The sequence below is a fragment of the Brachybacterium timonense genome, from assembly GCF_900258505.1.
Lineage (GTDB): Bacteria > Actinomycetota > Actinomycetes > Actinomycetales > Dermabacteraceae > Brachybacterium > Brachybacterium timonense.
This window is the reverse complement of record NZ_LT984895.1, coordinates 899,399-921,814: the sequence shown is the minus strand read 5'-3', so window position 1 is coordinate 921,814 and position 22,416 is coordinate 899,399. Positions and strand designations below refer to the sequence as shown.

The following is a 22,416-nucleotide window of genomic DNA, read 5'->3' as shown; positions in this document are numbered from 1 at the left end:
AAGTTCTCACAGTCAGATCCCCGGATGCCGGCAGAGGAAAAACTAGGATGACGCGCATGACGGACCAGTTCTCGGACCGCCCGCGGCGCCGCCGCGCGGGCCGACACAGGGGTGTTGGTCGTCCACAGCCCCCTCAGCGAGCCTCTGAGCAGGAGGCGCGGCAGAACCGCCAGGCCATTTTCGGAGAGACGAAGCGGACCTGGCTCGCCGCGCATGCCAGCGACGCCGAGACGGCACAGCCCGACGCACCTGAGCCACAGGACCCGGCACCACACGCCGACGCCGCTGACGAGCAGCATCCCTCCTCGCCAATGCCTGCCGAGCTTGAGGGCCCCGACGAATCACAGCGTGACGGTTCCGCCGCGTCCGACCCAGACGTCGACACGGCAGCCCTGACCCCACGTCATGGCCGACGCCGACGCACCCTCCCCGAGGACGAGACGGACGCCGCAACCTCGGCCTGGGGCCCTCACATGGAGGCAGCCGCAGCCAGCACCGGCCCCGGACACAACCTTGACGCCACCACCGAAGCCGGCGCGACAGGCGAGCCGAGCACCCCGCAGAACACCCCCCAGGCGGACTCCACGACCAGCGATGCTCCTGCCCGCACCACCCCGCAACGCTCCGGCCAGCGCCGAGAACACTCCCCCGGCTCCGGGCTGCCGAAGGTCGCGCTCTGGACGGTCCTCACCTCCGCGGTGCCAGGTACCGGCCTGATCACCACGAGGTTGCGTCGTGTGGGCCTGATCCTGCTGGGCCTGCTGATCGTCGCTGTTCTGGCCGCGGCGGGCTTCTACCTCTTCACCGATCCGGTGCGCACCGGTCTGCGTCTGCTCTCGCGGCGCGGCGTGCTGTGGGCACTGCTCGCGCTCGTTGTGGGCACCGGCATCGTGTGGTGTCTGCAGATCGTGGCGACCAGTCTCGCCCAGTCCACGAAGGAACGCCTGCGCGGTGGGAAACGCGTCGCTGCCCTGGTGCTCGCCGCCGTGATGGTCGCCGTTGTCGCGCTACCGTTCGGCCGCGGCATTCAATCACTGTGGGCCGCGCAGAGCCTGCTCGGCTCCCAGTACGTGTTCGGTGGAAAGCATGGTGAGGGTCGTGTCGTCGAGGGCCCCGACCCATGGGCTGGTGTGGGCCGCGTCAACATCATGATGCTCGGGCAGGACGCCGGTGCCGACCGCACCGGCACCCGACCCGACACGATCATGGTGGCGTCGATCGACACCGAGACAGGCCGCACCGCCCTGTTCTCGATCCCCCGCAATCTCGAGCATGTGCGCTTCCCGAAGGGCACCGTTGCTGCCAAGGAGTTCCCCGACGGCTTCCGCTACTTCGGCCGTAACCAGGACCTCATCAACGCCGTGTGGACCTGGGCCGAGGACCGCAAAGACCTGTTCCCCGGAGATCCCGAACCGGGCCTGACCGCCACGCGCTGGGCAGTGGAGGAGACCCTGGGCCTGAAGACCGACTACTACGCCATGGTGAACCTCCAGGGTTTCGAGGACCTGGTGGACGCCATCGGTGGCGTGAACATGGTGGTCGAGCGCCGCATCCCCATCGGGGGCGGCATCAATCAGGCGACCGGCAGGAAGAACAAGGTCACCGGCTATATCGAACCAGGTGAGCAGAAGCTCGACGGCTACCACGCCCTGTGGTACGCCCGCTCTCGCGAGGGTTCCGACGACTTCAACCGCATGTGCCGCCAGCAGCGCATCGTGCGCGTGGTCACCGAAGAAGCGAACCCGCAGACCCTCGCGCTCAGCATCCCGGGCCTCGTCTCCGCCACGGAGAAGAACATCGTCACCGACATCCCCACGACCGACGTAGACGCCTTCGTGGAGCTTGCACTACGGATCAAGGATGCCGGCTTCACGTCGTACCCGATCACGCAGGACGTCACCCCTTCCGGGGACCCTGACTGGGAGTATGTGAAAGCCTGGACACAGGCGTCGATTGAGGACTCCATGCAACAGGAAGCGCCAGAGTCCGTGACCGGCGCGGACGAGTCGACGTCAGCCTCGGGCGCCCCGCAGTCGGAGAAGCCCGCCACATCGCCAGAGGCGAGCGAAGACTCCGAGTCCGCCACGGAGTCGGAGAGCCCCACCGCATCGGAGACGCCATCTGAATCGGCCACGGATGATGAGTCGACGTCGGGCTCCGAGAAGCCGACGACGCAGCCGACGGTCGAGAAGGACCCGCTCCAGTCCTGCATGCCTGGCTACGACGAGAACGCCGAGGGCTGAGGCGCACGCTCCCATCACGTGCGTCCGTGCGTCTCACTGCCGTCGCGTGCGTCTCAGTCGATAACCTGCAGCAGCGCGTTCTCGATCAGCTCAGGCATGGCTGGGTGGATCCAGTACTGGCTGCGGGCAATATCCCTCGCCGTCTGCCCGGTGCTCATGGCCTGAACCAGCACCTGGATCAACGTGGTGGCCTCGGGGCCGATCAGGTGCGCCCCCAAGATCTCGGTGGTCTCCGCATCCACGACAAGCTTGAGGAAACCAGTGGTGTTCTCCATCGCCCAGCCGTACGCGATCGACGCGTACTCCTGCATCGCCACACGGACCTGTCGGCCCGTCGCCTGCGCCCGGTCCTGTGCAGCAACCTCATCGAGGCCCACCCACGCCACCTGCGGGGAGGTGAAGACTCCGAACGGCACGGGCATCGTGTCTGAGCGACGCAGCTCGCCCGGATGCAGGATGTTGTGCCGCACGGTCCGCAGCTCGTGATTCGCCACGTGCTTGAGCTGCGCCGGGCTGGAGAGGTCACCGAGCGCCCACATGCCGTCGAGCACCTGCCCGTGACCGAGCACCCGCTGATACGCATCCACCACCACACGCCCCGCCTGATCTGTGTCGATTCCGGCGGCGGCGCAGTCCAGCAGGTCACTGTTGGGCTGACGCCCGGTCGCGACCAGCAGTTCCTCAGCGTGCAGCTGAGCAGGGCTCCCCTCCCTCGTGCCGTGAAGCATCACGCCCTGGGCCGTGCGCTCGACGCGTTCGGTGGCGAAGCCGGTGACCACATGCACGCGTGCGGCGAGCAGCTCGGTCAGGCGCTCGGAGATGTCGCGATCGGCGGCACGCAGCAGCCGCTGCGAGCGGGCGATGATCGTGACCTCCACGCCGAGGCTCGCGAACACATGCGCCATTTCCACAGCGATCACGCCGGAGCCCAGGATCGCGAGCGAAGCGGGCAGCTCAGACAGGCGCATGACGGTGTCCGACGTATGAGGCTGTGCCTCCCGCAGACCGGGGATCGACGGGATCGAGGGTCGTGAACCGGCACCCAGCACGAACACGTCGGCGCTCACCTGCTCGGTGCCACCGTCCGCGAGTTCCACCTCGACCTGTGTGGGCGCGGTGAAGCGGGCCGTGCCGCGCAGCAGGGTGAGATTCGCGTTGTCCTCGTGGTCGCGGCGGTATTCCTCGCCGCCCTCGGCAATCGGGTCGATGCGGCCGAAGATGCGGTCGCGGATCGCTGGCCAGTCGGGCGCGAGCTGCGCCGGGGCGAGACCGAAGCGGGCGGCTTCGGCTGCGTCGGCGGCCACGTTCGCCGTGTGCACGAACATTTTTGTGGGGATGCAGCCGACGTTCAGGCAGGTGCCACCGAAGACGCCATGCGGGCCCACACCGCGGTCAATCTGGACGATTCGCTTGTCAGCGAGATCAGGGCCGGGGAATGAGTTGACGGAGCCGGAGCCGATGAGGGCGATGTCGTAGTGGGTCACCGTCCCAGCTTACGAAGCAGTGCGGTTTGAGAGTGCACGCGCTTGCCACGCGCGCTCGCCCAAGCATGCCCTACCCCCACGCTGAAGCGTCCTGGGTTTCGTTCCGGCCTAGTTCTTCAAGGAGGATCGGAGCATGCCCCAGAAGTACACCGCCGAGTTCAAGGCCCGTGCCCTGAAGCTCATCGACGAACGCGTCCGTGCCGAGTAGTGCTCGGGCTGGGTCGCCTGCACCGCCGTGGGCGAAGCCCTCGGCGGGATCTCGCCTCACACTGTGCGGAACTGGTGGAAGCAGGACCGCATCGACCAGGGCCAGGCTCCAGGGCTGAGCACCGCTGAGGCCGAGGAGATCACCAGGCTACGCAGGGAGAACCTCGAGCTACGACGCGCGAACGAGATCCTGCGCAAGGCCTCGGCTTTTTTCGCAGCGGAGCTCGACCGCCCCACGACGAGATGATCCGTTTCATCGACGAACACCGCGATCAGTTCGGGCCTGGGCCATCTGCCGCGTGCTCAGCGCAACGGAACGTGGGTTCATCACCTCTGGCGGCTACCGCGCCGCGAAGAGACGGCCTGCCTCCGCGAGGGCTCTACAAGACGAGCTCCTCATCGAGGAGCTCGAGCGGATCCACGCCGAGAACTACGGGGTCTACGGGGTCCGGAAGATGCACCACGCGATGGTCCGGGCCGGCTGGAAGATCGGCCGAGACCAGGTCGGGCGGCTGATGAAGGCCGCCGGCCTCGAAGGGGTTCGGCGTGACCGCAAGCCGATCACGACGAAGCCCACTGGTGAGCCGGATACCCGCCCTGACGTGGTGGAGCGGCAGTTCACCGCGAACGGCCCCAACCAGTTGTGGGTCGCTGACATTCCCCCGCAAGCGGGAGGTGCCCCCACCTACGTCAGGATCCTGACGGGCTTGTGCTACGTCGCGTTCATCACCGACGTCTACTCCCGCCGCATCGTGGGATGGGCCGTCTCGACCAGTCTCCACACCGCGGGACTGCCGCTGCTCGCCCTGGAGCACGCACTGGTCTCCACCGGCGCTACCCGCGGCCGACAGGGCCTGATCCACCACAGCGATAGGGGCTCTCAGTACGTCAGTTTGGCGTACTGTGATGCCCTCATCACCGCCGGGGTGACGGCTTCGGTAGGCACCGTGGGCGACTCTTACGACAACGCCCTGGCCGAGACGGTCAACGGGCTCTACAAGGCCGAGCTCATCCACTCCAAGCGGTTCTGGGAGTCCGTCGAGGCGGTCGAGCTGGCCACCATGGGGTGGGAGCACTGGTGGAACACGCGCCGTCTCCACGAGGCCCTGGGCTACCGCACTCCCGCAAAGGCCAAGGCGGCCTACACTCACCACCAGAACTCAGCACCCGTTGCGTCCTGACCACGGAACAAAACCCAGGACGCTTCAGACGGCCACCAGATGAAGGCCCGTGAAGTTCAGAAGGAAGTCGCATCGGTCGCAGCGATCGAGCGCGTCAGGGCATGCGCAACTAAGGTTGGGCATCGTCGAGGTCCTTGAGGTCAGCGGGGGTAGAAGTCCGCTCATCATCAAGGACCTCGACGCATATCCCCAGCTACCCCGCATCACCGGCGCGCCCACACTCAACTCTGAAGAGCCCGTTTACGAGTTCCTGGTGGCGAGACATTTCACAGGAGGCACTATCTCGGTAGGGTGCCAGCTCGGTCGATGGCTCGTGCTTCCATACTTCGATTCTGTCAGTGTAAGCACTTGTGGCAAGATGCGTCTATGTCGCGACGCTTGAGCTGGGATGACCTTCCGCACGCCCTTCGTGCATCCATCGAAGAAGGTGTCTTGGGTGCCCCTGTCATCGATGTGCGTTCCTGCAGTGGTGGTTTCTCACGCAGCACTGCCGAGATCGTGCGTTCGACTAAAGGTCAAGAACTCTTCGTAAAGGCCATACGGGAACTGGAAAACCCCGAGACAGCGCGCCTGAACCGGATCGAAGCGGCCACTCTCTCCAGGCTCCCGTCGGCCGTTCCTGCACCGCGACTCCTCACTGTCCTTACGCATGACGACTGGATCGTGCTGGTTACTGAGGTGGCACCGGGATGCATGCCAGAGACGCCGTGGACATCTCGTCAGTTGGAGACAGTTCTGACTGCGTTGGATTCGCTGCAACAGGCTGTCACGCCATGCCCCCTTGGTGACGTACCCACCCTGGTCGCCACACTAGGTCCCGACATGCTGGGTTTTGAGCGCGTTACTGAAGACCCGCCTGAGGGTCTCGACCCGTGGATCCAGTCGCGCCTTCCTCGGCTCTGCCTGTCCGCGCGGGCGGGGATTGCGGCATTAGAGGGGGACACCTTGTGTCACTCCGATCTGCGCTCGGACAACATCCTGATTACTGAGCGTGGGGTCGTGACCCTCGTGGACTGGGCCTGGGCGTGCCGCGGTAGCCGAGTGGCGGACGCGCTCCAGCTCCTGTCTTCAGTGGAGGACCCCTGCGGAACCCTGGACGTTAGTGGTCTCGTCGACGGGGTGCTCGCCCGGCATGATATCGCCCCAACTGTGGGAACCGATGTGCTGGTCGGAATCCTTGGGTTCTTCGTCGACGCCGCCCGCAAACCCGTGGACCCCGGTCTTCCAACTCTCCAGGCTCACCGTCGTAGGGCCCGCGACAGTCTTTTAACGCTGGTCCAATCGCGGTGGGACCGTGAAGAGGGCGCCTCGCTGCGTCCAACGTGAATAAGCGGCCTCACGTCCCAGCTCTATGCCGGCAGCCTCCTCCCGTATCGAAGTGCGCGACGAACAAGCGCGCCCCAACAGGACAGCTATGTACTGAAGCGCCCTGGGGTTCGTTCCGTGGTTAGACGGTCGCGGGCGCGGTCGTCGTGGGGTGAGTGTAGGCCGATTCGACCGCTGCTGGGGAGCGGTAGCCGAGAGCTTAGTGGAGCCGGGCCGTGTTCCACCAGTGGACCCAGCCCGTCGTGGCGGGCTCGACCTCGCTGACGGATTCCCAGATCCGCTTCGAGTGGATCAGCTCCATCTTGTAGAGGCCGTTCACTGTCGTCTCTGCCAGCGCGTTATCGTAACTATCTCGGACGGTACCGACTGAAGCTCTCACACCTGCCGTGACGAGCGCGTCTGAATAGGCCAACGGGACGTACTGGCTACCCCTGTCAGAATGGTGGATCGATCCGCTTTCATTCCTGCTTGCCCCATTGAGAGAAGTGCGTGCTCCAGGGACTTGACCCCCCTTTTGTAGGTCCAGTCATTGTGGGAGTTGTCCTGTCGCCCGCGGCCGCGGGCAGGGAGACTGGTCAGATCATGTCGAACAGCAGGAAGCGTCACACGCCGCAGCAGGTGGTTCGTAACCTCGGGCAGGCGGACAGGATGCTCGCTGACGGGCAGGATGTCGCGGCGGTGTGCCGGGAGCTCGGGGTGTCCGAGCAGACGTACTACCGGTGGCGGAACCAGTACGGCGGGCTGAAAGCCGACGACGCGAAACGGCTCAAGGAGCTCGAGAAGCAGAACGCCACGCTGAAGCGGCTGCTGGCCGAGGCGGAGCTCGAGAAGGCCGCGCTGAAGGAGTTGGCGGAGGGAAACTTCTAGGCCCGGGCAGACGCCGCGCCGCCGTCGCTCACCTGATCCGGGCACTGCGGGTCAGTGAGCGGATGGCGTGCCGTCTGGCCGGGCTGTCGCGCTCCGCCTACCGGCGCCCCCTGCACCGGGAAACGGCCGCGGATCCGGACCGGGCATGACGCGACTGGCTCCGGGCGTACGCGAAGAAGCACCCACGATGGGGATACCGCAGGGCGTATCACGACGCCCGCGCAGAGGGCTGGATGGTGAACCACAAGAAGATCCAACGCCTGTGGCGCGAGGAGGGCCTCCGCGTGCCGCAACGTCGCCGCCGCAAACGCGTGGGTGCCTCCACCGCCGACGCGCCCTCCGCCTCGGCGCCGAACCTGGTGTGGGCGGTCGACTTCCAATTCGACAGCGACGAACGCGGCCGGCCGATCAAGATCTGCTCCATCATCGACGAGCACACTCGCGAATGCATCGGAGGCCTGGTCGACCGTTCGATCACCGCCACGAAGCTCACCGACCACCTCGAAGCGCTCGTCGCTGTCCGCGGCGCCCCAGCGACGCTGCGCTGCGACAACGGGCCCGAACTGATCAGTGAGGCCATGGCGCACTGGGCCGGCACCCGCACCGGCCTGAGCTACATCCCGCCCGGGTCACCGTGGCGCAACGGCTACATCGAGTCGTTCAACAGCAGGATCCGCGACGAGTGCCTCAACATCAACACCTTCTACTCGCTGCTCCACGCCCGCGTGGTGATCAGCGACTGGAAGACCGAGTACAACCACGACCGCAGGCACTCATCGCTGGGCTATCTCGCACCGGCCGACTACGCTCGGCAGTGCACCCATCACATGGAAACCGACGACTCGCACAACGTCCGGACCTAACCGTGGGGGCAGGTCAGGGCGGTTTGACATGCTCTTCGCACCAAGTTCGCGAGAATAAGGGCCGGGTAAGGGCGGGCCGGGGCGGGGCGCCGCATGGCCGGGCGCCTCACTTCCTGATGCAAGCATCCGCCGGAGAGGATCACGAGCGCCCATGACCACGGTCATGGTTCGCCACGCGGGTGTCACGGGTCTGCTCTGGAGGTCATGACGGCCGCCACTGCTGAGGGGCAGGCTCTGCTCCGTAGCGTCGCAGGCATGACATCGATGAGCCATCCACACCGTCCCGCTCCCGCATGCTCTGCCGCCACAGGCGGAATCGACAACACCGCCCGCCCTGACAGCCCCACGCCCCCGCGTTCCGCGCCAACTTCGCCGGACGGCGAGCGCCGCACCGATCTGCCGCCTCGCCTGCCGGCCTGGGCCCGCATCCTGCTGACCGCTTTCCTGATCATCCCGGCCGCGAGCGCGACGCTCCTGGGCCTGGGTGTCCTCTCCCTGTTCGGGAAGCAGGATTTGTTCTGGCAGACCGACGAGATCGCTATGGTGGTACGGATCGCCTGCTGGACCCTGCCGCTGATCGCCTATCTGCTGTTCTCGTGGGCTCTGGTGCGCTGGGTGGACCGTCGCCCCTTCCGCGCCCTTGGCCTGACCTGGAACCGCAACGCTGCCAAGGCTCTCGGCATCGGCACCATGCTCGCCGTCGTGATCGCGGTGGCCGGGTACGGCGTCGCCGCAGTGGCCGGGCTCGGCGCTCCGATGGAAGCTGCCGGCGCTGCAGGGGTGGAGGCCGGGCCGATGGGGCCGCTGCTGATCGTCCTGACCCTCATCATGCTGCTGGTGCGCGCCTACGTGCTGCAGGGCATCGGTGAGGAGCTGCTGTTCCGCGGCTATCTCATGCAGTCCCTGGCCCGCCGCCCGCATGCCGCGGTGTGGCTGAGCGCCTTCGCCTTCTGCATCCCGCACCTGACCTCGACCGGCGGACAGCAGAACCTGCTCGATCACCTCGTCTACCTGCTGATCCCCTTCGGCTTCGGCGTCTCCGCCGGCTACCTGGCGATCGCCATGCGCAGCGTCTGGGCTGCCATCGGCATCCACGGCGGGTTCCACGTCGGCAACGCTGTGGCCGGAGTGATCCTGCTGGAGCTGCCCTGGGGCATCCCGGTGCACCTGGTGTTGGGCCTGGCCCACCTCGCGCTGGGCCTCGTGATCGCGGTCCGAATCCCGGCCTCCCGCTGGGCGGAGGTTGCCGAGCAGGGCCCCTACGGTCGCTAAGTCCGCGAGCGACGGGTCCCGTCGACGCCCGCTCGCCGGCACAGGCTCCCATCCATGCGCCTCGCCAGCACCGCGTCACGTCGGCGCCCGCTCTCCCACCCCTGACGCCGCCACCCCGAAGCACATCGCCACGGCAACAGATCAGCGCACCGGCGCTCGCAGCCCCAACCGTGCGGTCCATGCTGACCACGCCGTGGGCCTGACCCCACCTGTCTGCCCCGGCCGCGGGCCTGGCCTGCATGAACCGACGTGATCGGCCCCACGCGCTCACCGTGACGTCGTCGACACAATTCTGAATGTGCTGCTGGAGCGGCGTACCGTCGTGGACGCGGGCCCTTCGGCCCCGACGGCGGCCCGTGTGCTCCTGATCATGCCGCGTCCGTTGGCGCGGCCACCGGAAGGATGAGACGTGGCGAAGGTTTCGCTGGCCCGACTGCTCGTGACCCAGCTGCAAGAGATGGGGGTCGAGCGCATTTACGGCGTCGTGGGCGACTCCCTCAACCCGGTCGTCGACGCGGTGCGCACCACCGACGGCATCGAATGGGTGCATGTGCGCAATGAGGAGGCCGCCGCCTTCGCTGCCGGCGCCGAGGCCCGTATCACCGGGAAGCTCGCCGTGTGCGCCGGATCCTGCGGCCCTGGCAACACCCACCTGATCCAGGGCCTGTACGACGCCCACCGCGACGGAGCGCCCGTGCTGGCGCTGGCCTCGCACATCCCCTCCGACAAGATCGGCACCGGATTCTTCCAGGAGACCCACCCGGAGAAGCTGTTCCAGGAGTGCTCGGCGTTCTGCGAGATGATCAACTCCGGCGAGCACGGCACGAAGATGCTGCACATCGCCGCCCAGACCGCTCTGGCCGAGCGCGGCGTCTCCGTGCTGGTTCTGCCCGGGGACGTGGCCGACCAGGAGGTCGACGGCGCGTTCACCCGCACACTGACCACCCGCTTCGGCGCGGTCGCGCCCCACCCGGATGCGGTGTCCGAGCTCGCTACCCTGGTGGATCGCGCACAGAAGGTCACCCTGTTCTGCGGCGCCGGTGTAGCCGGTGCCCGCAGTGAGGTGCTGGAGCTGGCAGAGCTGGTGAAGGCACCGATCGGCCACGCCTTCGGCGGCAAGGAGTTCATCCAGTACGACAACCCCTTCGACGTGGGCATGTCCGGTTTACTGGGCTACGGCGCCGCCTACGAGGCGACCCACGAGTGCGATCTGCTGATCCTGCTGGGCACCGATTTCCCCTACTCCGAGTTCCTGCCTGAGGACGGCCCGAAGGTTGTGCAGGTCGACGCCGATGCCTCCCGGCTCGGCCGTCGCATCCCGCTGGATCTCGGCATCCACGGCGATGTGGCGCTCACCCTTCGCGCCCTGATGCCGATGGTGAAGGCGAAGAAGAACCGGAAGTTCCTGAACTCGATGCTGCGCAAGCACGAGAAGGCACTGACCGGCGTGGTGGCCGCGTACACCAAGAATGTGGGGCGGATGAAGCCGATCCACCCCGAGTACGTGGCGTCCGTTCTGGACGAGCTGGCCGACGACGACGCCGTGTTCACCGTGGATACCGGTATGTGCAATGTGTGGGGCGCCCGCTACATCTCCCCCAACGGCAAGCGCCGCATCTTCGGTTCCTGGCATCACGGCACCATGGCCAATGCCCTGCCGCAGGCGATCGGTGCGGCTGCCTCGCAGCCGGGCCGACAGGTGATCTCCATGAGTGGCGACGGTGGCCTGGGCATGCTGATGGGCGAGCTGCTCACGGTGAAGCTGCACCAGCTGGACACCAAGATCGTCGTGTTCAACAACTCGTCCCTGGGCATGGTGAAGCTGGAGATGCTCGTGGAGGGGCTCCCGGATCACGAGACCGATCACGAGAAGGTGGATTTCGCCGCGATCGCCAAGGGCGCTGGCATCGAGTCGGTACGGATCACCGATCCGAAGAAGCTGAAGAAGGAGCTCGCCGCAGCCCTGAAAAAGAAGGGTCCGGTGCTGATCGACGTGGTCACCGATCCGCTGGCGCTGTCGATGCCGCCGAAGATCACCGCGCACCAGATCCGTGGTTTCGCCATGAGCTCCACCAAGGTGGTGCTCGGCGGCGGCGTCGGCAAGATGGTCGACATGGCGCGTTCGAACGTGCGCAACATTCCGCGGTGACCATCGTGCTGAGCTCTCGTGGACCGGGCGCCGCTGTGCTCAGCCGTGCAACGTCTTGTAGAGCATGAGGGCCAGTGCTGTGCGGTCGCGGGCGTCGAGCTTGCGCAGCAGCGCGGAGACGTGGTTCTTCACGGTGCCTTCAGCGAGCACGAGGTCGGCGGCGATCTCACTGTTCGTGCGGCCCTCGGCGACCTGCTGCGCGACCAGACGCTCCATGCGGGTGAGCACGGCGAGCTCATCAGGATCAGACTCCGACTCCGTCGCGGGCGTCATGGCGATGCGTGCCACGCGCGGGTCCAGGACCATACCGCCATCTGCCACAGAGCGGATCGCCTGGGCGAGAGCGTCGGTGGAGGTGTCCTTCAGTAGGAATCCCGCGGCGCCGGCGGCGAGTGCGCCGCGCACGACGGGCTCGTCATCGAAGGTGGTCAGCAGGAGCACGGGCAGTCCGGGGTGCGCTTCTCGGCATCGCTCGACGAGCTCGAGGCCATCCATGCCCGGCATCCGCACGTCGGAGAGCACCACATCGGGGCGGGCGGCCGGGATGCGGGCGAGTGCCTCGGCGCCGTCGGCCGCCTGGTCGACGACCTCGAGGCCGTCCACGGTGGATAGCAGCATCATGAGGCCGCGGCGCAGCAGCTGCTGGTCATCGACCAGCAGGATCCGCAGTGGTGTCGAGTCGGTCATCGTGTCGCCTCCTGGGCGGCGGTCGGCACAGAATCGCACGGGCGAACGGGGGCGACCGCGCCGCGTGTGGCCGGGGACGGTACGGTGACGCGCAGCTCAACCTCGTCGCCGTCGCGGCAGGCTCGCACGTCGCCACCAAGAGCGTCGGCCCGGTCGGTGAGCCCGCGCAGGCCGAAGCCGGGGGCGAGGGGGCCGACGGGGATCGCTGCCCGGGCGGCCGCATCGAGGTCGTTGCGCAGGGTGAGGTGAACGGTGTCGGCCGTTGTTTCCACGCGCATCCGCACCTGCCGCGCCCGTCCGTGGCGCAGTGCATTGGTCAGGCCCTCCTGCACGGCGCGGTAGATCAGCAGCGAAGTGTCCTCGTCGAGAATCGGCTCCGGGCCGCTGCGCTCCAGAGCAACGTCGAGGCCGGTGCCGCGGAAGGATTCGGCGATGGCGTCGATCGCGGCGGTGCCGGTCGCATTCCGGTCGCGCACAGGGCTGAGCGCTCGCACCCAGGTACGCATCTCGGTGAGGGCATCGGCAGATGTCTGGGCGGCAGTGTCGACCTCGGACCAGGCCGCCGCTGCATCCCGCTCACGCATGCGGCGTGCATAGTCCAGGCTCATGGAGATCAGCGTGAGCCGGTGTCCCAGGCCGTCGTGCAGGTCCCGGGCGGAGCGTGCCCGCTCATCGGCGAGCATCAGCTCCTTCTCGGTCTGCGCTTGGCTGTGCAGCTGGGCCAGGGCGTCCTCGAGTTGTTGGAGCGCATCGTCGCGCTCGGCGATGGTTTGCTCGTCGCTTCGTCGGCCCTGTTCATAGGCGGCCAGGGCAGCCCCGAGCACGATTCCGATCATGAGCAGGACGAACACCGGTGCCGCGTTGGCCATGCCGATCACCAAGCCCACCGGACTTGGTCGCACCATCAGATGTACAGCGATGGCGCTCAGGCACTCGAGCCCAGCCAGGATCAGCGCCGCGCGCATCCAGCCGTCCAGCACCACGAGGGCGTAGGCCACCAGAAGCACGGGGATCATGAACCCGGCTTCGGCGATCCTGCCGATCATGAACATGGGCATCACGGCAAGGACAGCGAGGAAGGCGACAGCGGCTCGGGAACGCCGGGTGCGCATACGCCCACGCAGCAGCCACAGCAGGGAGACGACAACGGCCTGCACGGCATGCAGATCGCCGGTGTCCCAACGGTATGCAGCCCAGTCCTCACCGCCGTGCAGAGCGAGACCATAGTTATGCACTGCCGAGGTCAGCATGCACAACACAGCCATGATCTGCAGGGCACGCAACAGCCGACGGATCGGGAGGGAACGTTCCCTCCCCACTGCTGTTGCACCGATATCGCTCGAGGTCACCCGCCCACCGTATGGTCTGGTGTCGGGCTGCGTCCCATGACCGTGGTCACGAGATATGCATGCCCGGTCACGCGCCGGCGCCGGTTGATGCGCCGTACCCCTCTCTGGTGAGCAGCTGCCGGTAGTCTTCGGTCACGAGTTCTCCGGCACCATCACCGAGGTGGGTGAGGGCGTTGAGGGTCTCGCCGTCGGCGACAACGTCGTCGTGGAGCCGCTGATGGTCTGCGGCCAGTGCCCACCGTGCCGCGCGAACCAGTACAACCTCTGCGCCGGTGGTCGACGCGCTGCTGGCGTCCCTGCGACCGGGCGGACGTCTCAAGGTGGTCGCGATCCACGTCAATCCGGTGGAACTGGACCTCACCGGTCAGCTGATCATGGGTGACAAGGTCGTCGGTGGCTCCATCGGCTATGCGAACGACCACGTGGAGGCGATCGAGCTGGCCCGCAGCGACAAGCTCGACCTCTCGAAGTTCATCACCAGGAAGATCCACGTCGAGAACATCGTCGAGGACGGCTACACGCGCCTTCGTGACCACGGCGAGACCGAGGTGAAGATCCTCGTGCACATGTGATCTCTGTGCATTCCGCTGGTCAGGGCCCGGTCACAGGACCGGGCCCTGGTTCGCTCAGCGCAGCTCGCCGATGACGCTCTGAACCGCTTCGAGCACGGAACCGTCGGCCAAGCGCGCCTCTGCTTCCGCGATGTCGGGCGCGAGGAACGCGTCAGGCCCGGGCCCGTCGACCGTGCCGCGCAGCACCGCGATCGCCGCCGCACCTGCGGCCGACGGGGCCAGTGGTGCGCGCAGGTCGCAGGCGCGGGCTGCCGTGAGCAGTTCGATGGCGAGCACGCGGCGCAGGTTGTCCACGCTCGTGCGGAGCTTGCGGGCCGCATGCCACCCCATGGAGACATGGTCTTCCTGCATCGCCGACGACGGGATCGAGTCGACGCTCGCCGGCACAGCCAGGCGCTTCATATCCGCGACCAGAGCGGCCTGGGTGTACTGGGCGATCATGAAACCGGAGTCGACACCGGGGTCGTCGGCCAGGAACGGCGGCAGGCCATGGGAGCGGGCCTTGTCGAGCATCCGGTCGGTGCGCCGCTCCGCGATGGAGGCGAGGTCAGCGGCGACGACGGCAAGGAAGTCCAGCACGTACGCCACGGGGGCGCCGTGGAAGTTGCCGTTGGAGGTGACGGTGCCGTCCTCAAGCACGACAGGGTTGTCGATGGCGGCGGCGAGCTCACGCTCGGCGACGGTACGGGCGTGCTCGATCGTGTCGCGCACGCCGCCGGCCACCTGCGGGGCGCAGCGCAGTGAGTAGGCGTCCTGAACACGGGAGCCTTCAGCGGCAACGTCGGCGATGATGTCGGAACCCTCGAGCAGGGCCAGGATGTTGGCGGCGGCGTCCGCCTGCCCGGGGTGCGGGCGCAGAGGCGTGTGCAGTTCGGGATGGAAAACGGTGTCGCGGCCGCGCAGTCCCTGCACGCTGAGCGAGCAGGTGACGTCGGCGACCTTCACGAGCTCATCGAGGTCAGCGATGGCCATGAGCAGCATGCCCAGCATGCCGTCGGTGCCGTTGATGAGGGCCAGCCCCTCCTTCTCCGCCAGCTCGATCGGGGTGATGCCAGCGTCGGCCAGAAGGTCCTTCACGGGGCGTTCGCGGCCGTCGGCGCCGCGGGCACGCCCCTCCCCCATGAGCACGAGCGCGCAGTGGGCGAGTGGCGCGAGGTCACCGGAGCACCCGAGCGAGCCGTATTCGTGCACGATTGGGGTGATCTGTGCATTGAGCAGGGCGATCATGGTCTCCAGCACCTCAGGGCGCACACCGGTGCGGCCAGAGGCGAGGGTGCGGGCACGCAGCAGCATGAGAGCACGCACGACCTCCGGCTCCACCTCCGGCCCGGTGCCGGCAGCGTGGGAGCGGATCAGGGAGCGCTGCAGGGCGCTGCGCATCTCGGGCGCGATCGCCGTGTCGGCGAGGGCGCCGAACCCGGTGGAGACGCCGTAGACGGGCTTGTGACCGGGGGCGGCGAGGGCATCGACATGGGCACGGACCGCGGCCACGCGCTCGCGTGCGGCCGGGTCGAGGTCCACGCGTGCTCGGCGCCGCGCAACGGCGAGGACATCCTCGGCGGCGAGCGTGCCTGCACCCAGGCGCACTGTCATGGTCTCGTCGCTCATCGCGTGTCTCCTTCTGATGGTCCTGTTCGCTCGGCTCGCTCTGCGTGTTGTCGGGGACCGGACGTCGGCGAACGCCGGGGCCCGTCCATCGCTTCACTGTAGGTGCCGACGGGCCATGTGCACCGGGGATTGGCCTGTCCGTGACCACCATGACCACCGCTGCTGTCCGTCCGCCCGGACACCAGCAGCAACGGCAGTGGATCCAGTCACCCCTCGCGAGCGGGTCGACAGAGGGGGCCGGCGGCGGCGGATCCTCGTCAGTGCCGCTCCTCGGCCCACAGGCCGCGAGACAGAATGTGACAGGTGTCAGGAGCAGACTGCGTCGGCGGGGCATCACGACCCTCAGATCAGACCGCCGTCCCAGCGCGCAGCACGCGATGGGTCAGCGGCATGCCGGGCCGGTAGGCCAGGTGGATCGCGGCAGGCGCATCGAGCACATGCAGGTCGGCTCGCGCGCCGACGCCGAGATGCCCCACGTCGCTGCGCCGCAGGGCAAGCGCTCCACCGCGGGTGGCGGCACGGATCGCCTCGGCGAGGCTCAGCCGCATCTGCAGCACGGCAGTGCCCACGCAGAAGGTCATCGACGAGGTGTAGCTGGTGCCGGGGTTGCAGTTCGAGGCGATCGCCAGGTGCGCCCCGGCGTCGAGGAGCTCGCGTGCCGGGGCGAGCGGGGCCCGTGTGGACAGGTCGCAGGCGGGCAGCACGGTGGCGACCGTGGGGCCGTGCTGCGCATCCAGCAGCCCATCGCCGGTGGGGACGACGGGGCGCTGCGCGGTTGCCGCAAGCGCTTCGATGTCCTCGCCCGTCATGGCATTGAGGTGGTCAACGCTGGCGGCCTGCAGGTCGCAGGCCACGGTGACGCCACCGCTGCGCTCGATCTGGTGGCCGTGCACACGCAGACCCAACCCGGCCTCGCGCGCAGCCTCGAGGACCCGTCGGGACTGTGCGACATCGAAGGCGCCGTTCTCACAGAACACGTCAGCCCAGCGTACGAACGGCAGCACCGCCTGCAGCATGTCCCCGGCGGCAAGGTCCACGTACGCATCCGCACCCGGCCGTCCGTCACGGCCGTCGAACTCGGCGGGCACCAGGTGTGCGCCGAGGTAGGTCGCCTCATCGAGTTCTCCCTCGGCCACGAGGTCTGCGAGCAGCTGCGCGGCCCGCTTCTCCTGCTCGAGCGTCAACCCGTAGCCGGTCTTGGTCTCCAGGCACGTGGTGCCGCCGCGGCGAGCCTCAGCGATCCGTGCCAGCACGAGAGCACGCAGGGCCTCGTCGGACGCGGCCCGGGTGGCATCGGTGGTGACCTGGATACCGCCTGCGGCGTAGGACTCACCTGCCATGCGGGCTTCGAACTCTGCGGAGCGGTCACCGGCGAAGACCAGGTGTGAATGGGAGTCGACCCAGCCGGGCAGCACCGCGCGCCCGCCCAGATCATGACGTTCATCCGCGTCCGGCGCCTGCGCGGCCGGGCCGGTCCAGGCGATGCGGTCGCCGTCGATGACGACCGCGGCGTCGTGCAGCACCTGCCCGTCGGCCGCACCCCGCTCCCCTGGTTCCTCGAGGGCAGGGTCGAAGGTCCACAGCTCGCTGATGCCGGTGAGCAGTGTCGTAGTCACTGGGCGTCCCTCAGTCGAGGCTCCATCGGCACCCGCACGCCGCGCTCGGTGGCGACCTCGGCGGCGCGCGTGTAGCCGGCGTCCACGTGACGGATCACGCCCATGCCCGGGTCGTTGGTGAGCAGGCGCTCCAGCTTCTGGGCGGCCAGCTCGGTGCCGTCGGCCACGCCCACCTGGCCGGCGTGGATGGAGCGGCCGATGCCCACACCGCCGCCGTGGTGGATCGACACCCAGGTGGCGCCGGAGCTGGTGGAGGTCAGAGCGTTCAGCAACGGCCAGTCGGCGATCGCATCGGAGCCATCGAGCATGCCCTCTGTCTCGCGGTACGGGGAGGCGACGGATCCGGAATCGAGGTGGTCACGGCCGATGACGATCGGGGCTTTCACCTTCCCCTCGGCCACCAGCCGGTTGAACAGCAGGCCAGCCTGGTGGCGCTCACCGTAGCCGAGCCAGCAGATCCGCGCCGGCAGGCCCTCGAACTCGACGTACTCGCCGGCGGCATCCAGCCAGCGGTGCAGGTGCTCGTTCTCGGGGAACAGCTCCTTCAGCGCCGCATCGGTGACCTTGATGTCCTCGGGGTCGCCCGAGAGGGCCACCCAGCGGAAGGGCCCGAGGCCCTCGCAGAACAGCGGGCGGATGTAGGCGGGGACAAAGCCTGGGAAGGCGAAGGCACGGTCATAGCCGGCGTGGCGGGCCTCGTCGCGGATCGAGTTGCCGTAGTCGAACACCTCGGCGCCCTCATCCTGGAACTCGACCATGGCCTGCACCTGGCGGGCCATCGACTCGCGGGACTTCTTGGTGAAGGTGTCAGGGTCGGCCTGGGCCTCACGCTGCCAGTCCTCGACGCCGATCTCGAGCGGCAGGTAGCTGAGCGGGTCGTGGGCGGAGGTCTGGTCGGTGACCACGTCGATGGAGATGTCGCCGGCGCGGTGGCGCTCCAGCAGCGCCGGGAAGACCTCGGCGGCGTTGCCGACGATGCCGATGGACAGGCCGCGCTTCTCGGCCTTGGCAGCGTTGGCCCGGGCGATGGCGTCCTCGAGGTCGTCGGCGATCTCATGCAGGTAGCGCTTGGCGACGCGGCGCTCCAGACGTGCGCGGTCCACGTCCGCGATCAGGCAGACGCCATCGTTGAGGGTGACCGCCAGGGGCTGGGCGCCGCCCATGCCGCCGCAACCGCCGGTCAGAGTGATGGTTCCGGCCAACGTCCCGCCGAAGCGCTTCGTGGCGACGGCGGCGAAGGTCTCGAAGGTGCCCTGCAGGATGCCCTGGGTGGCGATGTAGATCCAGGAACCGGCCGTCATCTGGCCGTACATCATCAGACCCTCGGCCTCGAGGCGGCGGAACTCGGGCCAGGTGGCCCAGTCGCCGACCAGGTTGGAGTTGGCGATCAGCACGCGCGGCGCCCACTCGTGGGTGCGCAGTACGCCGACGGGCTTGCCGGACTGCACCAGCAGCGTCTCGTCGGCCTCGAGGTCCTTCAGCGTCTCGACGATCGCGTCAAAGGCGGCCCAGGAGCGGGCGGCGCGGCCGGTGCCGCCGTAGACGACGAGATCATCGGGGCGCTCGGCCACCTCGGGGTCGAGGTTGTTCATGAGCATGCGCAGCGGAGCCTCTGTCTGCCAGGTCTTCGCGTGCAGGTCGGTGCCGCGCGGGGCGCGGACGGGGCGGGCTCCGGGCAGGGTCATGTCGTTCTCCTTCAGGACGGGGTCTGCCCAGGGAACCATGCGGGCGGGCGCACAGGCATCGATCCACACAGGGTGGCGTCCAGGATTCCGGACGCCGAGCGCGCTGTGCGGGGCCACGGCACACGCGATCATCACCATCGCTCGCCTGCGGCCTTTACGGTGGCGGCATGACTGCACTGCCCGACTCCTCCCCCGCCGTCTCCGACCAGAACCCCACCGCGCGGGCTTCCTCCCCATGGACGGGCCGCATCGACGGCGACGGCCCCGAGCACGCCCGCTGGCATCAGCGCATCGCCGACGCGGCCAATGCAGGCCGTGGCCATGCGGTCGATGCGCCCCATGTGGCGCTGGTCGGTTTCCGCAGTGACGAGGGGGTGCGTCGTAATGCGGGCCGCGTCGGTGCAGCCAATGGGCCGGAGGCACTGCGCCGAGCTCTGTCCCCGCTTGCCCTGCATGGTCCCTGCGCCGACGGGTCAGTGCGCCTGCTCGACCACGGTGACGCCGTGACCGTCGGCGAGGCTCTCGAAAGCGGGCAGGCACAGGCGGCCGATCGCATCACCGCGGCCCTCGATACCCCCGGGAACCTGTTCACGATCGTGCTGGGCGGCGGACACGAGACCGCCTGGGCCACGTACCAGGGGCTGCAGGCGAGCCGTCGGCTCTCCACCGCGCGGCCGCGCCCCCGCGTGGGCGTGCTGAACCTTGATGCGCACTTTGATCTGCGCGAGGCACCCCGCCCGACCTCCGGCACCCCGTTCTGGCAGATGGCCTGTGCCGAGCAGGAGCAAGGGCGTACGCTGCAGTACGCCGTGCTGGGCATCGCCGAACCGTCGAATACCGGTGTGCTGTTCGAGCGGGCTCAGCAGATCGGTACGCGCTGGATGACCGATTTGGAGGTGTTGCGCGGCGGCGCACCCGCGGTGATCGAGTTCGTCGAGCAGTTCTGTGCAGGCCTCGACGTGCTGCATTTGTCGATCGATCTCGATGTGCTGCCGGCCTCGGTAGCGCCCGGGGTGAGTGCACCGGCGGGCCTGGGTGTTGATCCCGGCCTGATCGCCCTCGCGGTCAGCACTGCGGCGAAAACAGGCACGCTCGCGGTACTGGATGTGGTGGAGCTGAACCCGCACCTGGATCAGGATCAGCGCACCGCGCGCACGGCGGCGCGCCTGATTGATCTCGCTCTCACGCAGGCTCTCGGGTCGCGCGCAACCGCCTGATCACGATCACGGCGATTCCCAGGGCGGTGAGCACAGCGCCTGCGCCGAACAGCCATACAGACTGGTCGGTGACGCCGGCGCTGAAGCGTTGCTCGAGCACCTGCACGATCGGGCCGACGAACACGGTCTGGTCCACGCTGTCGGGCACCAGATCACTGATGCGTGCGCCAAGCATCTGCACGGCGATGCCCGCCGCGATCGCGCCGATGCCGAGCAGCAGGAGCATCATGGTGCGGCGCCGTGCCAGCAGCAGGGACAGTGCAGCGGCGATCAACGCCCCCGGAAGCAGGCGTGATGCCCAGGGGGCGAGCTGCGCTGCGCGAGGCAGCAGCGGCACATCGGGGATCCGGGCAAGGGTCACCGTCGCGTTGTCCGGCCGTGGCAGGGAGACGCGGACCGGTAGCGCATCCTCGGCACCGCTCAGAATGCGTTCCACGGCGGGCATGAGATCCACCTGCACATCCGATGCGCCCGGGGTGAACACGGCATCGTGGAACTCGCGCATTGCTGAGGTCCACAGGGAGGCGTACATGTCGGTGCCGGTGAGTTGAGAAGCCTGATCCTTCGCGATCGGGGTCAGGGTATCGGCGACGATGGGCGGGACTCGTTCATCGCCGAGCACCTGGTCGACGGCGGGGTCGGTGAGGGTTCGCTGGAAGCGGGCATCATCGGCAAGGGGCGCGACGATCGCAAGGAACCCCTGTTCATCGACGATGTTGTGCTGCACCCACACGGCGGGAATCCACAGTGCCGCGAGCGCTGTCGCACCGAGTGCGAGCAGCACTGCGAGGAGATCACGCAGGATGGCCACGCGCACACGGTAGCGGACGGTGCTGAAGCACCTGCATATCGCAGCCCGCCACTGGGGTGATGGCTCGGTTGCCTGATCTGGCTACAGCCTGCGATGGCCCGGAGCCACTCGACGACGCCCGGACGCCGGGACGCGCGACAGCCCTGCACCAGTGTGCAGGGCTGTCGTGGGGACGCGGGGGTGGTCAGAGGCTGACCGTGAGCGACCCGAAGGGGTCAGCCGACGCGGTAGAAGCTCCAGTTGCCGGAGTAGATCTTGCGCTCGGAGGTGTCCACGCGCTTGTTGCCGGCGTCGACGAACTTGTTGCCGCCAGCGTAGATGCCGATGTGGCCGGGCTTGTAGACGAGGTCGCCGGGGCGGGCTTCGGAGCGGGAGATCCGCTTCGCACCGGCGACCTGGGCGCCTGCTCCATGCGGGAGGCTGATGCCGTGCTGAGCGTAGACCCACTTCACGAAGCCGGAGCAGTCCCAGCCCGAGGGGCTCGATCCGCCGTACACGTACGGAACACCGATGCCGGAGCGGGCAGTGGCCAGGATCGAGGAGCCCTTGCCGGGCGAGATGCCGGAATCAGAGGAGTCGGAGGATTCCTGCTTCTTGTTCTTCTTGCGGCCGGAGTCGTCAGCGTCAGACCGGTCACGCTCATTCGAGGACCGCTCGCGGGAGGAGCGGTTCGTCTCGGTGGAGTTGTCGTTGTTCGAGCTGTCGGAGCGGCTCGAGCGACGCTCAGAGCGGCTTGCCTGGTCCGTGGACGAGCGCGTCTGCGTGGAGCTCTCGGACTCGTCGGTGGAATCCTCTGTGGAGGAATCAGCAGGCTCCGGCTCAGGTTCCGGAGCCGGGGCGGAGACCGAGATCGCACCGGCAGCGGGGGCGAGCGCGAGGCTGGGGGCATCCTTCGCGGCATCGGTGACCGCGGCGGGGATCGCGACAGCCTCGGCGGAGATCGCCGGGATCACGGCGGAGGCGGCGGAATCAGCCTGAGGGGCAGCGTCGGCCTTCCCTTCGGCGGTAGCCGCAGCGGAGCCGGTGACGAGAATGCCCAGTGACATGGCAGCACCTGCTGCGAAACGCCCTGCGCGCACAGCGGGGGTGACGGTGCGCATCGCGCGGCGATGCGTGTTCTTCACTGGCTTCGACACTTATCTGCTCCTGCGGTCGTCACGTCGTCACAAGTCCGGTCCATCCACATCCGGTGCGTCACCGGACGGGGCAACCCAGGCATTCCGCCCGGGGCGCATACGACTTTAGGAGGGGGCGAGCGGCTCACCCAGTGATCCGGAGG

15 protein-coding genes and 3 pseudogenes are annotated in these 22,416 nt (G+C 68.0%); 9 read left to right on the top strand and 9 right to left on the bottom strand.

Annotated features, from left to right (window positions below; genetic code table 11):
- Nucleotides 1-56: 56 nt before the first annotated feature.
- Entirely contained in the window at nt 57-2,243 is a 2,187-nt protein-coding gene (locus C8271_RS03905; RefSeq protein ID WP_106507868.1) for an LCP family protein, read from the top strand.
- 53 nt (nt 2,244-2,296) lie between these two features.
- Here the strand turns inward: C8271_RS03905 and C8271_RS03900 are convergent, their stop codons facing one another.
- Nucleotides 2,297-3,727, bottom strand: a complete 1,431-nt coding sequence (locus tag C8271_RS03900; protein ID WP_106506193.1) for a mycothione reductase — start codon at nt 3,725-3,727, stop codon at nt 2,297-2,299.
- A 133-nt stretch (nt 3,728-3,860) separates the two neighbouring features.
- On the opposite strand from C8271_RS03900, the pseudogene C8271_RS03895 reads away from it, so the two are divergent.
- Nucleotides 3,861-5,115 (top strand): annotated as a pseudogene (locus C8271_RS03895) (IS3 family transposase).
- A 366-nt stretch (nt 5,116-5,481) separates the two neighbouring features.
- Nucleotides 5,482-6,441, top strand: a complete 960-nt coding sequence (locus tag C8271_RS03890; RefSeq protein ID WP_170957795.1) for a phosphotransferase — start codon at nt 5,482-5,484, stop codon at nt 6,439-6,441.
- Between the two features lie 121 nt (nt 6,442-6,562).
- Here the strand turns inward: C8271_RS03890 and C8271_RS03885 are convergent.
- Nucleotides 6,563-6,898: pseudogene (locus C8271_RS03885) on the bottom strand (integrase core domain-containing protein); the annotation flags it as partial.
- A 125-nt stretch (nt 6,899-7,023) separates the two neighbouring features.
- On the opposite strand from C8271_RS03885, the pseudogene C8271_RS03880 reads away from it, so the two are divergent.
- The 3 genes and pseudogenes from C8271_RS03880 to C8271_RS03870 all read left to right on the top strand — a co-directional run bounded on the left by C8271_RS03880 (nt 7,024) and on the right by C8271_RS03870 (nt 11,592).
- A pseudogene (locus tag C8271_RS03880) lies at nt 7,024-8,171 on the top strand (IS3 family transposase).
- A 255-nt stretch (nt 8,172-8,426) separates the two neighbouring features.
- On the top strand, nt 8,427-9,443 hold the full coding sequence (locus tag C8271_RS03875; RefSeq protein ID WP_138774515.1) for a CPBP family intramembrane glutamic endopeptidase: 1,017 nt from the start codon (nt 8,427-8,429) through the stop codon (nt 9,441-9,443).
- A 409-nt stretch (nt 9,444-9,852) separates the two neighbouring features.
- Nucleotides 9,853-11,592, top strand: coding sequence for a pyruvate dehydrogenase (locus tag C8271_RS03870; RefSeq protein WP_106506190.1), 1,740 nt, complete (start codon nt 9,853-9,855; stop codon nt 11,590-11,592).
- A gap of 39 nt (nt 11,593-11,631) precedes the next feature.
- Here C8271_RS03870 and C8271_RS03865 read toward each other — a convergent pair whose 3' ends face one another.
- Both C8271_RS03865 and C8271_RS03860 read right to left on the bottom strand, forming a co-directional pair.
- Nucleotides 11,632-12,279 carry a response regulator gene (locus C8271_RS03865; protein WP_106506189.1) on the bottom strand — a complete coding sequence of 216 codons (648 nt, stop codon included), beginning with the start codon at nt 12,277-12,279 and terminating at the stop codon, nt 11,632-11,634.
- The gene (locus C8271_RS03860; protein ID WP_106506188.1) at nt 12,276-13,628 is read right to left on the bottom strand and encodes a sensor histidine kinase; all 1,353 of its coding nucleotides are present in this window, start codon (nt 13,626-13,628) and stop codon (nt 12,276-12,278) included. The genes C8271_RS03865 and C8271_RS03860 overlap by 4 nt, the downstream gene beginning before the upstream one ends.
- A 160-nt stretch (nt 13,629-13,788) precedes the next feature.
- On the opposite strand from C8271_RS03860, the gene C8271_RS14270 reads away from it, so the two are divergent.
- Both C8271_RS14270 and C8271_RS03850 read left to right on the top strand, forming a co-directional pair.
- Nucleotides 13,789-14,010, top strand: a complete 222-nt coding sequence (locus C8271_RS14270; protein ID WP_281260357.1) for an alcohol dehydrogenase catalytic domain-containing protein — start codon at nt 13,789-13,791, stop codon at nt 14,008-14,010.
- Nucleotides 13,949-14,200: an MDR/zinc-dependent alcohol dehydrogenase-like family protein gene (locus C8271_RS03850; protein WP_138774514.1), complete on the top strand. Its 252-nt coding sequence runs from the start codon at nt 13,949-13,951 to the stop codon at nt 14,198-14,200. Before C8271_RS14270 ends, C8271_RS03850 begins: the two co-directional genes overlap by 62 nt.
- A 54-nt stretch (nt 14,201-14,254) precedes the next feature.
- On the opposite strand, the gene hutH is transcribed toward C8271_RS03850, so the two are convergent.
- From hutH to hutU, 3 genes are all read right to left on the bottom strand, one after another.
- A complete protein-coding gene (gene hutH, locus C8271_RS03845; RefSeq protein ID WP_106506185.1) occupies nt 14,255-15,808 on the bottom strand; it encodes a histidine ammonia-lyase in 1,554 nt (517 codons plus the stop codon).
- A 347-nt stretch (nt 15,809-16,155) separates the two neighbouring features.
- Nucleotides 16,156-17,424 carry an imidazolonepropionase gene (hutI, locus tag C8271_RS03840; protein WP_106506184.1) on the bottom strand — a complete coding sequence of 423 codons (1,269 nt, stop codon included), beginning with the start codon at nt 17,422-17,424 and terminating at the stop codon, nt 16,156-16,158.
- Nucleotides 17,421-19,109 (bottom strand): urocanate hydratase, encoded by a 1,689-nt coding sequence (gene hutU, locus C8271_RS03835; RefSeq protein WP_106507867.1) that lies wholly within the window; start codon nt 19,107-19,109, stop codon nt 17,421-17,423. Before hutU ends, hutI begins: the two co-directional genes overlap by 4 nt.
- Nucleotides 19,110-19,276: 167 nt before the next feature.
- Between hutU and hutG the strand changes: the two genes are divergently transcribed.
- Nucleotides 19,277-20,326: a formimidoylglutamase gene (gene hutG / locus C8271_RS03830; protein ID WP_106506183.1), complete on the top strand. Its 1,050-nt coding sequence runs from the start codon at nt 19,277-19,279 to the stop codon at nt 20,324-20,326.
- Here hutG and C8271_RS03825 read toward each other — a convergent pair.
- Both C8271_RS03825 and C8271_RS03820 read right to left on the bottom strand, forming a co-directional pair.
- On the bottom strand, nt 20,292-21,137 hold the full coding sequence (locus tag C8271_RS03825) for a hypothetical protein (protein WP_106507866.1): 846 nt from the start codon (nt 21,135-21,137) through the stop codon (nt 20,292-20,294). The genes hutG and C8271_RS03825 overlap by 35 nt on opposite strands.
- 215 nt (nt 21,138-21,352) lie before the next feature.
- Entirely contained in the window at nt 21,353-22,273 is a 921-nt protein-coding gene (locus C8271_RS03820; RefSeq protein ID WP_170957794.1) for a C40 family peptidase, read from the bottom strand.
- Nucleotides 22,274-22,416 lie beyond the last annotated feature (143 nt).

What these genes read in the sequence shown, in the direction of transcription:
- C8271_RS03905 (WP_106507868.1), top strand. Translation starts at nt 57, where the DNA reads ATGACGGACCAGTTCTCGGACCGCCCGCGGCGCCGCCGCGCGGGCCGA.
- C8271_RS03875 (WP_138774515.1), top strand. Translation starts at nt 8,427, where the DNA reads ATGACATCGATGAGCCATCCACACCGTCCCGCTCCCGCATGCTCTGCC.
- hutH (WP_106506185.1), bottom strand. Translation starts at nt 15,808, where the DNA reads ATGAGCGACGAGACCATGACAGTGCGCCTGGGTGCAGGCACGCTCGCC.
- hutG (WP_106506183.1), top strand. Translation starts at nt 19,277, where the DNA reads ATGACTGCACTGCCCGACTCCTCCCCCGCCGTCTCCGACCAGAACCCC.
- C8271_RS03865 (WP_106506189.1), bottom strand. Translation starts at nt 12,279, where the DNA reads ATGACCGACTCGACACCACTGCGGATCCTGCTGGTCGATGACCAGCAG.
- C8271_RS03890 (WP_170957795.1), top strand. Translation starts at nt 5,482, where the DNA reads ATGTCGCGACGCTTGAGCTGGGATGACCTTCCGCACGCCCTTCGTGCA.
- hutU (WP_106507867.1), bottom strand. Translation starts at nt 19,109, where the DNA reads ATGACCCTGCCCGGAGCCCGCCCCGTCCGCGCCCCGCGCGGCACCGAC.